This is a genomic window from Shewanella sp. SM32, from assembly GCF_025654235.1.
Classification (GTDB): Bacteria; Pseudomonadota; Gammaproteobacteria; order Enterobacterales; family Shewanellaceae; genus Shewanella; species Shewanella oncorhynchi.
This window is the reverse complement of the sequence record NZ_JAKKRO010000062.1, coordinates 18158-30226: the sequence shown is the minus strand read 5'-3', so window position 1 is coordinate 30226 and position 12069 is coordinate 18158. Positions and strand designations below refer to the sequence as shown.

General features: G+C 46.0%; 11 protein-coding genes and 1 pseudogene. 5 read left to right on the top strand and 7 right to left on the bottom strand.

Annotated features, from left to right (window positions below; all coding sequences use genetic code 11):
• Positions 1-227 (top strand): annotated as a pseudogene (locus L5M10_RS19385) (IS4 family transposase); the annotation flags it as partial.
• Between the two features lie 531 nt (positions 228-758).
• On the opposite strand, the gene dnaJ reads toward L5M10_RS19385, so the two are convergent.
• Both dnaJ and dnaK read right to left on the bottom strand, forming a co-directional pair.
• Positions 759-1895, bottom strand: coding sequence for a molecular chaperone DnaJ (dnaJ, locus tag L5M10_RS19380; RefSeq protein ID WP_113941183.1), 1137 nt, complete (start codon positions 1893-1895; stop codon positions 759-761).
• Between the two features lie 110 nt (positions 1896-2005).
• Complete coding sequence (dnaK, locus tag L5M10_RS19375) at positions 2006-3925, bottom strand: molecular chaperone DnaK (protein ID WP_105251655.1); 1920 nt, start codon at positions 3923-3925, stop codon at positions 2006-2008.
• 288 nt (positions 3926-4213) lie between these two features.
• Between dnaK and L5M10_RS19370 the strand changes: the two genes are divergently transcribed.
• From L5M10_RS19370 to L5M10_RS19360, 3 genes are all read left to right on the top strand, one after another.
• On the top strand, positions 4214-5134 hold the full coding sequence (locus tag L5M10_RS19370; RefSeq protein ID WP_263148816.1) for a DMT family transporter: 921 nt from the start codon (positions 4214-4216) through the stop codon (positions 5132-5134).
• 119 nt (positions 5135-5253) lie between these two features.
• A complete protein-coding gene (gene ybaK, locus L5M10_RS19365) occupies positions 5254-5730 on the top strand; it encodes a Cys-tRNA(Pro) deacylase (protein ID WP_028759489.1) in 477 nt (158 codons plus the stop codon).
• 229 nt (positions 5731-5959) lie between these two features.
• The gene (locus tag L5M10_RS19360) at positions 5960-6268 is read left to right on the top strand and encodes a hypothetical protein (RefSeq protein WP_212599364.1); all 309 of its coding nucleotides are present in this window, start codon (positions 5960-5962) and stop codon (positions 6266-6268) included.
• Positions 6269-6372: 104 nt separating this feature from the next.
• Here the strand turns inward: L5M10_RS19360 and L5M10_RS19355 are convergent, their stop codons facing one another.
• From L5M10_RS19355 to L5M10_RS19335, 5 genes are all read right to left on the bottom strand, one after another.
• Complete coding sequence (locus tag L5M10_RS19355) at positions 6373-7650, bottom strand: glutamate-5-semialdehyde dehydrogenase (protein ID WP_263148815.1); 1278 nt, start codon at positions 7648-7650, stop codon at positions 6373-6375.
• Between the two features lie 12 nt (positions 7651-7662).
• Positions 7663-8781, bottom strand: coding sequence for a glutamate 5-kinase (gene proB / locus L5M10_RS19350; RefSeq protein WP_105251651.1), 1119 nt, complete (start codon positions 8779-8781; stop codon positions 7663-7665).
• A gap of 202 nt (positions 8782-8983) precedes the next feature.
• Positions 8984-10273, bottom strand: coding sequence for an NCS2 family permease (locus L5M10_RS19345; RefSeq protein WP_263148814.1), 1290 nt, complete (start codon positions 10271-10273; stop codon positions 8984-8986).
• Positions 10274-10514: 241 nt separating this feature from the next.
• Positions 10515-10853: a hypothetical protein gene (locus L5M10_RS19340; RefSeq protein ID WP_028761705.1), complete on the bottom strand. Its 339-nt coding sequence runs from the start codon at positions 10851-10853 to the stop codon at positions 10515-10517.
• Between the two features lie 25 nt (positions 10854-10878).
• Positions 10879-11205, bottom strand: a complete 327-nt coding sequence (locus L5M10_RS19335; protein ID WP_028761704.1) for a winged helix-turn-helix domain-containing protein — start codon at positions 11203-11205, stop codon at positions 10879-10881.
• A gap of 207 nt (positions 11206-11412) precedes the next feature.
• Between L5M10_RS19335 and L5M10_RS19330 the strand changes: the two genes are divergently transcribed.
• On the top strand, positions 11413-11946 hold the full coding sequence (locus L5M10_RS19330) for a DUF924 family protein (protein WP_263148813.1): 534 nt from the start codon (positions 11413-11415) through the stop codon (positions 11944-11946).
• Positions 11947-12069: the final 123 nt, after the last annotated feature.

Below are 12069 nucleotides of genomic sequence, written 5' to 3'. Positions count from 1 at the left end.
TTCAATGCCTGTTGTGGCTAGTTGGTTTACACGCACAGCAACAGGGCTGGGATAAGCATTTTCAGGCCAATACCATTGGGCATCGAACGGTACTCTCAACGATTCGCTTGGGATTGGAGGTACTCAGGCGGCCTGATTATCAAATCACGGAGAAAGAATTGCTGGCGGCCTGGGTATTATTCGCCAATCAGTTGCTCAAATATGGCTATGCTATGGCTGATTTATGAGGGGATCCTTCAGTGCTATGCTAGAAAACTGGATGTTGTCGAATAAATCTAATATATCTCTGTTTAATGTAAACAAAAGATGTAACTTCGCTGTCTCGGGAAAGTTAGATATTAATGGTAAGTTACCGCCAAAATATGACTCAGACTCTTCAGATATATTCAATGCTACGAGATTTCCCTTATAGTAAATTAAGGGTTTTCTGATTTGTCCATATTCTCCAGTTATTGAATCCATAATTACTCTCTCATTAGCAGTTACGGTGCATATTAAGTGTTACTTTTCATTATAGTAACGCTATTTACGGTCATAGTCATTTTGTTTTATAGCAACTGCTTGATTCCGAATTCAACTCCGAAGTACGACACAGGACAATTAAGCAGCTAATTGGTGAAACACCACCGCAGGCTGCTTCAACTTTAAACACTTTAATATTTGGGCATAAATCCGAATATAAAAAAGCCCTGCAAGGTTAACCATTGCAGGGCTTTTTTCTTCTAGTGCGCAGCTAACCTCTGCGACACTAGACCAAGTTAGCTATTCAGATCTTGAAAGAACTTTTTCACGCCATCGAAAAAGCCCTCAGCCTTTGGGCTGTGTTTTTTCGACTCACCAGTTAAGGTGGCTTCAAATTCGCGTAACAGTTCTTTTTGACGATCGTTTAAGTTAACTGGGGTTTCCATAACCACTTTGCAGAGCAAGTCGCCTACCGCATGGCTGCGAACCGACTTGACGCCTTTGCCACGTAAACGGAACATACGGCCCGTTTGCGTTTCGGCTGGGATCTTCAGGCTGACTTTACCATCCAGTGTTGGCACTTCAATCTCACCGCCTAGGGCCGCTTTACTGAAGGATATCGGCACTTCGCAGTAAAGGTTGTTGCCATCACGGACGAAAATCGCATGCTCACGCACGCTGACCTGAACGTATAAATCCCCTGGAGGCGCACCAAACTCACCCGCTTCGCCTTCACCCGCTAAACGAATACGGTCGCCCGTATCAACGCCGGCTGGGATCTTAACCGATAAGGTTTTGCTCTTTTCAACACGGCCATCGCCATGACACTTAGTGCAAGGATCTTTGATGATCTTACCGCGGCCATGACAGGTTGGACAAGGCTGCTGCACCGCAAAGAAACCTTGGCGCATTTGGACTTGGCCTTGACCATGACAGGTGCCACAAGTGGTTGCAGAGGTGCCTTTTTTAGCGCCGCTGCCTTCACATAGATCGCAAGTCGCCAGCGTTGGGATACGCAGTTCTTTGGTTAAGCCTTTAACGGCTTCTTCCAGTGATAACTCTAGGTTGTAACGTAAATCTGAGCCGCGGGCCGCTTGGCGTTGACCGCCACCACGACGTCCACCGCCGAAAATATCGCCAAAGACATCACCGAAAATATCACCGAAATCGCCTTGACCACCACCGTAACCACCGCCACCGCGATTAGGATCCACACCCGCATGACCAAATTGGTCGTAGGCCGCTTTTTTGTCGGCGTCGGTTAGGATCTCGTAGGCTTCTTTAATTTCTTTAAAGTTAGCTTCTGCGGTTTTGTCGCCTGGGTTGCGATCTGGGTGAAATTTCATGGCCAGACGTTTGTAGGCCTTTTTAATTTCACGTTCGCTGGTGTCACGACTGACACCTAATACTTCGTAATAATCTCGCTTTGACATAATCTCATGCTTCTCAGCTGGCGTTGAACAAACGGGCGTTAGGGTTGCCCCGTAACGCCCGCCTAGAAATTAACGCTTTGAAATCAATCTATTTGATTGAAAACAAGTCATTATTTCTTGTCGTCTTTCACTTCTTCGAATTCAGCATCGACAACGTCATCGGCAGCAGCGTTAGCCTGTTTGCCCGCGTCGGCATTGTCGCCGCCTTGAGCTTGAGACTTAGCTTGAGCGATTTCCATCAGCTTAGCAGATGCTTCGATCAAGTTTTGAGTTGCCTTTTCAATGGCTTCTTTGTCATTGCCTTTGCTGGCAGTGTCAACAGCGGCCATAGCAGCTTGGATTTTCTCTTTGTCTTCGCTTGGCAATGCATCACCCGCTTCTTCCACTTGTTTCTTAGTCGCGTGGACTAAGCCGTCAGCTTGGTTGCGTGCTTGCACTAACTCTTCAAACTTCTTGTCTTCATCTGCGTGAGCTTCGGCATCACGTACCATTTGCGCCACTTCTTCTTCGCTTAAGCCAGAAGAAGCTTTGATGGTGATGTTTTGTTTCTTGCCGGTTTTCTTGTCTGTCGCAGACACATGCAGAATACCATCGGCATCGATGTCGAACATCACTTCAATTTGTGGCTGGCCACGTGGAGCTGGCTCAATACCGTCTAAGTTGAACTGGCCTAATGACTTGTTCGCGCTCGCTTGCTTACGCTCACCTTGCAGTACGTGAATCGTCACTGCGTTTTGGTTGTCATCGGCTGTTGAGAACACTTGCTGCGCCTTAGTAGGAATAGTAGTGTTCTTTTCAATCAACTTAGTCATCACGCTGCCCATGGTTTCGATACCCAGAGACAGTGGTGTTACGTCTAACAGTAATACGTCTTTCACGTCGCCTGACAGTACGCCCGCTTGAATTGCAGCACCTACGGCTACCGCTTCGTCTGGGTTCACGTCTTTACGAGGTTCTTTGCCGAAGAAGTTTGTCACTGCTTCTTGAACCTTAGGCATACGTGTTTGACCACCCACTAGAATCACTTCGTTGATGTCTGTTACAGATAAATCTGCATCAGCCAGGGCAACTTTTAGTGGCTCTAATGTACGGATAATCAAGTCTTCAACCAGTGATTCCAATTTAGCACGAGTGATTTTAATCACTAAATGCTTAGGACCTGTTGCGTCTGCCGTGATGTATGGCAGGTTCACTTCAGTGTGGTTGGTGCTTGAAAGTTCAATTTTCGCTTTTTCTGCTGCTTCTTTCAGACGTTGCATTGCTAATGGATCTTTACGCAGATCTAAGCCTTGCTCTTTCTTGAATTCGTCAGCTAAGTAGTTGATCAAACGGTTGTCAAAGTCTTCACCACCTAAGTGGGTGTCACCGTTGGTTGCCAACACTTCAAATGTTTGGTCGCCATCGTTGCTGTCGATTTCGATGATAGAGATATCGAATGTACCACCACCTAAATCGTATACTGCAACAATGTTGTCGCCTTGTTTCTTATCGATACCGTAGGCTAATGCTGCAGCCGTTGGTTCGTTGATAATACGTTTAACATCAAGACCTGCGATACGACCCGCATCTTTAGTCGCTTGACGTTGTGAATCGTTAAAGTAAGCAGGAACAGTAATAACCGCTTCAGTTACTTCTTCACCTAAAAAGTCTTCTGCGGTTTTCTTCATCTTTTTCAAGATTTCTGCAGAAACTTGTGGTGGAGCCATCTTGTTGCCACGCGATTCAACCCATGCATCACCGTTGTCGGCTGCAATGATTTTGAATGGCATGATGTTCACGTCACGTTGGACTTCGTCATCTTTAAAGCGACGACCAATCAAACGCTTAATCGCGAAGAATGTGTTAGTCGGGTTAGTCACAGCTTGACGTTTTGCTGGCGAACCGACAATGGTTTCATCATCTGTATAAGCGATGATTGACGGGGTTGTGCGATCGCCTTCAGCGTTTTCTAACACACGTGCTTTGCCACCATCGAGGACAGCTACACAAGAGTTTGTTGTGCCTAAGTCGATACCAATAATTTTACCCATGAGGTCCTCCGAAAAATTTCATTCAATCTAAATTTGTTTAGTTGGTTTTGATATGGGGCTAGACGGTTTAAATATCAAGTCCATCGTTGGCCACCTTCTCTGCCTTGATACCTATATTGGGACAGGGAATTTAATTACAAGGGCGAACAAAAAAATTTTCTGATTTATCTTTCTCGCATCTACAGCGGGATAAAATATCCAATCACATAAAATAGTCTTGCTTATCAACCCAAGCTGTTATTCAATCTGCCCACATTTGGCGGATGTTTATCCATGTAAGGTAGCAGAGTGAAGTCTTCGAATTTAGCGTACGTGTATGGCATGGCGGCGGTCTTTCTCTGGTCTACAGTGGCCACGGCCTTTAAGATTGCCTTGAGTTACTACACACCGCTGCAACTGGTGTTTGTTGCCGTGCTCACGTCGATTATTGCCCTTGCCGGAATCCTTGCTTGGCAAAAAAATCTTTCCTTACTCAAGCAACAGTTTTTACGCCGCCCCATGTTTTATCTGGTGACTGGACTCATCAATCCCTTCCTCTACTATGTCGTGCTATTTAAAGCGTATTCCTTACTGCCAGCGCAGCAAGCGTTGTCACTTAATTACACTTGGGCGGTATTACTGCCGTTACTTGCCGCGCCTTTGTTAAAGCAACATTTGCGTAAGAGCGACATTGCTGCGGCGCTGATTGCCTACACTGGGGTATTTATCATTGCCACCGGCGGCGATATCAGCGGCTTTAGTTTTGATAGCCCACTCGGTATCGGTCTTGCTCTCACCAGCACTTTACTCTGGTGCCTATATTGGATCGTCAACACTAAAGATCAAGGCGATCCCGTGGTCAGTTTATTATTGAGTTTTCTTATCGGCTTACCTTTTGTTGCCGTCACCTTAGTGCTGACAGATACCCTGCCCAGTTTTAGTATTAAGGCGATATTTGCAGGTATGTATGTGGGCTTATTTGAGATGGGCATTACCTTCGTGCTCTGGTTAATGGCGCTGAAAACCGCCACTCGCACCGCGAACATCAGCACTATGGTGTTTTTATCCCCTGTGATGTCGATTGGTTTTATCGCGTGGATTTTGCAAGAAACGATTGCGATGGCAACCTATCTCGGCCTAGCCTTTATTTTATCGGGGATGATGTTGCAGCAACTTCTGCCCCGTTATTTAGAGCGTAAAAACAAGATAAGCACAAAGCTAGCGGAATAATCGTTGAGTAACAGCCTTAAATAATGTTAGCTCACGGCAATGAGCCAATTAAAAGAGCTGGCTAACATTTTAAGCCAAGATTAAGCGCTAATATCCCCCGTTTTGTGAAGGAGTATAAAATGACCCCGGCCGTCCGATTGGCTAAAAAAGCCAAGATCGCGTTTGATATCTTAGAGTACAGCCACGATCCACACTGCGCCGCCTACGGCGAAGAAGCCGCTAACACCTTAGGGCTCGAACCCGCACAAGTGTTTAAAACCCTTTTAGTTGCCATCGACAAAGCCCATGCGCCGATTGCCGTCGCGCTAGTGCCCGTCGATCATCAGCTTAATCTAAAAGCCGTAGCTAAATGCTTAAGACAAAAGAAACTACAAATGGCCGATGCCGACCTAGCACAAAAATCCTCAGGCTATCTGGTTGGCGGTATTAGTCCCTTAGCGCAGAAGAAACAATTGCCAACCTTGATTGATGCCAGCGCTCAAGGCTTCGACAGGATTTATGTCAGCGCGGGCAGACGCGGTTTAGAGATAAGCTTAGCGGCCACAGACTTAGCCCTGCTTTGCAAAGGCGAATTTGCCGATATCAAGACACTTTAAGCTAGATGCTTTAAGCTATCTCGACCACATTAAGCACAAGTCATTCAACGTTAAGTAAGCAATTCACTCCACTTTAAGTCGTACGCGCTCATATTGGATAAATGGTGAACAAGGCTCAAACGGCAACAAACTGGCCAGCGTACTGAGTCTAACCGTGGAAAGCGTTTGATAAAGTCGAGATATCCGTCTATAAATTGTACTGAGGTACAAATCGACTAAGGATAGTCAGATGGAAAAATCAACCCAATGGAATCCAGAAAATAGCATCAGCCCTATCAGTTGGTGCGCCATGCTACTCTGCATCGCCTTATTTATTTATGAGCATTTCTGGGGAAACAGTTTTACCACTATGGTAGTCATGCTCTATTGCAGTTTTATGCTGCCTTCGGTTTTACTCACTCGCAGAGTACAAGAAAAGTACTTTATTTATACCTTGGAATACATCAAGGCCTTTCGTAAATTTACTGTCGTTATGTCGACGATATTTTTCTGTATCTGGTTACTTGTTACTTATACCCCGCTCACCATAAGCAGCTAAACTCGTTAGCCAAACATATTGATGTCGCTATTCAGTTGGATACCGCAAACAAAAAAGCCGTCAACGCAATGCGTTAACGGCTTTGGGTTTATCAGTATTTACCGCTAAACACGACTGGTGTAATCACCCCAAGCTAACCACTTATATGTGGTTAATGCCTCAAGCCCCATTGGACCGCGGGCGTGCAGTTTTTGCGTGCTCACAGCCACTTCAGCGCCAAGACCAAACTGACCGCCATCGGTAAAACGAGTACTGGCATTCACATACACGGCGGCTGAGTTCACTTCATTCATAAAGTGCGCCGCTGCATGAATATCATCGGTCAAAATGGCTTCCGAATGGCCGCTAGAATACTGGCGAATATGGCTAACAGCGGCATCGATATCGCCCACGACTTTGATACCTAAGGTTAATGACAGCCATTCAATACCAAAATCCTCAGCCTTAGCAAGCGTCACATCGAACCCTAAACCATCCAGTAGACTAAAACTTGTGTCACAAACTGAAAAACGCACGCCTAAACGATGCAGATACTCGGCAATTTGCGGTACAAAGCTGCTCGCCACGCGCTCATCCACCAGCAAGGTATCAAGGGCATTGCACACAGTTGGACGCTGCACTTTGGCATTAGCGATTACGCCTAAGGCACGCTCAAGGTCGGCATTTTTATCGACATACAAGTGGCAAATACCAATGCCGCCTAAAATCACTGGAATCGTCGCTTGCTCGGCACATAAGCGCTGCAATGCTTGACCGCCGCGCGGCACTATCATGTCGACATATTGATCGAGCTTAAGTAAACCTGTCACTAGGGCTCTGTCTGAAGAATCAATAAATTGCACCACATCTATGGGCAAACCTTGGGCGACAATCGCGCCGCGGATCACTTCGCTGATAAGCTTATTCGATTCAAGGGTTTCTTTTCCGCCACGGAGGATCACCGCATTACCCGTTTTAAGGGCAAGTACCGCGATATCGACAGTCACATTCGGGCGCGCCTCGTAGATAACCCCAATCACGCCCAGCGGTACGCGGCGACGAGTCAGCCTTAAACCGTTATCTAATAACTTGCTGCCAAACTCTTCGCCCACGGGATCGGCAAGGCGGATCACATCGCTGATATCACCGATAATGCCCGCTAAACGCGCATCATCGAGCAACAGTCTGTCGATCATCGCCTCAGTTAATCCATCGTTCTTAGCGGCGGCAACGTCTTTAGCATTAGCCGCTAAAATGGCGGCGGAGTTTGCCGTCAGCGCATCGGCAATAGCTTCGAGTAAGTCAGCCTTTTGGCTCGCCGTTAAATTGGCTAAAGCATAACTGGCCTGTTTGGCATTTTGGCCAAGTTGCTGTAAATACTGATCTTGATTCATTTGACTCAAAACAGACCTCGCTTATAAGACAACCATGTCGTTGCGGTGCACTATTGCGTCACCATAATCGTAACCGAGTACAGACTCGATCTCGTCGGAATGCTTACCCGCAATCAAACTCAGGGCTTGGCCACAGTATCGTGTCATCCCTTTAGCAATCACTTTACCTTGTTGATCAACTAATTGTAGCGTCGCACCACGTTCAAACTGACCTTTAACGCCTACGATACCTTTAGACAATAGACTGCGGCCCTTGTCAGTCACGGCTTTGACCGCGCCCGCATCAAGCACTAAAGAACCTTGAGTTGCAGGTCCCGCTAGAATCCACTGTTTGCGGCTTTCGAGCGGATTTTCGATGGCACTAAAGTGAGTACCGACGGACTCTTTGGCGACCACTTTTTTGATCACATCTGGGTGATGGCCTGAGGCGATAACCACTTCGATGCCAGCACGGCGAGCAATATCCGCCGCTTCCAATTTAGTCGACATACCACCTGTGCCTAAACCCGATACAGAACCGCCCGCCAGCATACGCAGGCTGTCATCAATCTTCACCACCTGTGAAATCAACTTAGCGTTCGGGTTAGTGCGTGGATCCGCATCGAATAAGCCCTTTTGATCCGTCAGTAAAATCAATAAGTCAGCATCGCATAAGAGTGCTGCGCGCGCCGATAAATTGTCGTTATCGCCCACTTTGATCTCATTGGTGGCAACGGCATCGTTTTCATTGATGATCGGCACAATATTATTCGCTAACAAGGCATTGAGCGTGTCACGAGCATTAAGGTAGCGTTCTCTATCCTGCAGATCGGCACGGGTCAGCAGCAATTGGCCCACATGCAGCCCATAAATACTAAAGAGTTGTGCCCAAGCGAGGATCAACTGACTTTGCCCGACAGCGGCTAACAATTGCTTATTGGCCATAGTGTCGGGCAGCGTCGGGTATTGGAGATGTTCGCGCCCAGCGGCAATTGCCCCTGAGGTGCATAATACGACTTCGACCCCTGACTTCATCAGTGCGGCCATTTGACGAGCAAGCTCAACCATGTGGGCTTTATCTAGCTGTTTACTGCCAGAGGTCAGCACACTCGTCCCTAACTTCACTACCACGCGGCGATACGCAATCTCACTTAAGTTCATTATTCATTTGTAACAAAATAACCGAACAATCCTTATACCTAATCCGCTGAGTAATTGGTAGCAAGGAGTTATTAACTCGAGATAAATTTTCGTTTTTGCTTAGAATCGCGCATTAAAAAGGGCCATCGATTAGATGGCCCTCAAAAAATGTAAACAATCTACGCTGCGAGTTTTTACTGTGCAGGTGAATTAATCGACAGCATCAACCATAGACAAACTTAGCTACAAACAATGCGGCTAATACTAAAATGCCCACATTAAGATCGCTAAAGCGACCTGTGAGTAATTTGATTGCTGCATATGAGATGATCCCAAAGGCAATGCCCGTCGCGATAGAAAACGTCAGCGGCATTAAAATACACACAACCACCACAGGCGCGGCTTCAGTCAAATCTTCCCATTCGACATGCACCAGCCCCGACATCATCAAAATCGCTACATAAAACAGTGTGCCCGCAGTCGCATAAGCCGGGATCATCCCCGCCAATGGCGATAAAAATAACGCAGCAATGAAGAGTAATCCCACCACAACGGCCGTTAAACCAGTACGACCACCTGCGCTCACACCCGCGGTGCTTTCGATATAACTTGTCGTGGTGGAAGTGCCAAAAGCCGCCCCCGCAATCGTTGCTAAACTGTCAGCGGTCAAGGCACGATTCAGACGTGGTAAACGGCCTTTATCATCGAGAAAACCACCGCGCTGTGCAACCGCCACTAAGGTGCCAGAGGTATCGAAGAGATCCACAAATAAGAAGGCAAAAACGACTGATAGCATAGTTACTTCAAATACTTGGGATAAATCCATCTTCATAAATGTAGGTGCGATTGAAGGTGGCATTGATACAATGCCCTGATACTGCACATCACCAAACACTAATCCTAGGCCAGTGATAATCAGAATACTGGCAATCACCGCCGACTTCATTCCCCGCTGCACCATAGCAATAATGAGGAAAAAGCCCAGCACAGCCATAACCGCCGGAAATGCCGTGATATCGCCAAGTGTCACTAGCGTAGCAGGACTTGCCACCACAATACCGGCGCTCTTAAGGCCAATCAGTGCAAGGAACAAACCAATACCTGCAGCAATACCGATACGTAACGACATGGGAATACTATTTACAATCCATTCTCGAATACGCACTAAGGACAAGATTAAAAAGCAAATTCCCGACAGGAACACTGCGCCTAACGCAGTCTCCCAGCTGTAACCCATTTCACCCACGACTGTGTAGGTAAAAAAGGCATTAAGTCCCATACCTGGAGCAAGCGCAATGGGATAATTCGCCATCAGACCCATAACCAAACAGCCGACAGCCGCAGCCAAACAGGTCGCCACAAATACAGCACCATGGTCCATGCCCGCATCGGCTAACATCATTGGGTTCACAAAAATGATGTAGGCCATAGTCATAAATGTTGTCAAACCTGCGACCGCTTCCTGCTTGATGCTCGTTTGATTTTGTTTCAGTTTGAACAGTTTTTCTAACATGGAACAAGGTTCCTTTTTATTTTAAGTATGTAGGGTATTTAGATGTAAACACTATGTAACGTGATGACATTTGCAGCCGATTATAGGGAGTTTAGGCTGGTCAGGCCAGAAAATTGGCAAAGGAGTAACGAAGAGAAAATGCTCAAATATCTATGCAAACGAATGCAATATCCTCGGGTGAGACTCGCGTTGAAGGTTAAGCCTAAAAAATGAACACATTATGAACAAGATGATTCACTCGTTAGCGACCAATGCTGATTTGTAGCCATAAACAGCCTACATAAAGAGTAACAAGAATATATACAGCAGAAATAACTAAATTCAATTTCCACAGACTCAACCAAAAACTCCCTTTAAAATATGTACGTAGCCTTACTTCTGATTTGCATAATGTTAAAGAAGAAGGTACCAACATTAACGCAGAACAGCCAAAGGCTGGTAATACCATAAAAATCATGCCTAAACCCGCAGCCCCAGCAGAAGCTTCAGATGTTTGACCGTCAATAGATGCTAGCGTTATATATCCCAAAATGACGCCTGCGATGGCAAGAATAAAACCTAACAGTTGAAGAGTTCTCAAATTCGTCCTTGGTAACAAACAGCGTTTAAATTGACTTCTCGTAAAACCCTATCAGCTCAGCGATTTCGCTTAGATGGGTATCGACCCAAGCGCTGCTGATCGGCCCCCAGGTGACTATGCGGTAATAACCTGAATTGTTACGGCTGCCTTCCTGCACAAACTCGACTCGAATACCTATATCCTCAAAAGCTGCGATAGCATCCTGTAAAGTTCGGCGAGGCATTCCGGTTAACTTATTGAGTGATAAAAGATTATGGCGGTCATCATCCATTAAATGCGCCAAATATAACTTACGCAGAAACGCTTTATTTTGCTTTGAAACCTGTTGGGATGCTGGCATTGAAAGTGACATAGGATGACCTGTCTGGAAACAAAAGTAATTATCATCAAAACTACTTTATATTCAGTCAATAAGGCAATAGCCAATGCTAAATACTTACGGTTCGCGACAAGATCATCAGATAACAAATCTGCACTTAAATCAAACGAAACGACTTGTCATCCTCCCCCAACAACTGTTATTTCTAATATCACTCAACACCTATGAAGAAAGGCTAAAATGAGCCAGACAATCACAGCAGACCAAATACTGACATTTTGGTTTGAAGACATTGACCCAAAGCTCTGGTGGATTAAAGATGTTGAATTTGATACCCAGATAAAACAGCGCTTCGAAGGTGTACTACTTCAAGCTAAACGGGGAGAACTTTCACATTGGCGAATCACGCCTCAAGGTCGATTGGCTGAGATAATAGTGCTCGATCAATTTTCCCGTAATATTTACCGCGATACGCCTGCCGCATTCGAAGCCGATGCGATAGCCTTAGTGCTCGCCCAAGAAGCCGTTGCCCAACGGGTCGATACCGCACTAAAATCCAAACAAGTCCCTTTTCTATTTATGCCCTATATGCACAGCGAATCGGCAACCATTCACCAAGTAGCAGTAAAACTGTTTAATCGCGAAGCTGCGATAACAAACCTAACGTTTGAACTGCGCCATAAAGCGATTATCGACAGGTTTGGCCGCTATCCACATAGAAATATTATCTTAGGCAGGGAGTCTACGGCGGAAGAAATTGCTTTTCTGACTTAACCGGGCTCATCCTTTTGAGCCTGTAATAGGTTAAAGCGTTAATGTGTATTTGATAAATAAAGCCGTGCTGAGTTCACAGACACACTACACTTACTCAAGAAAGTCATGGAATGACTTGGCGAG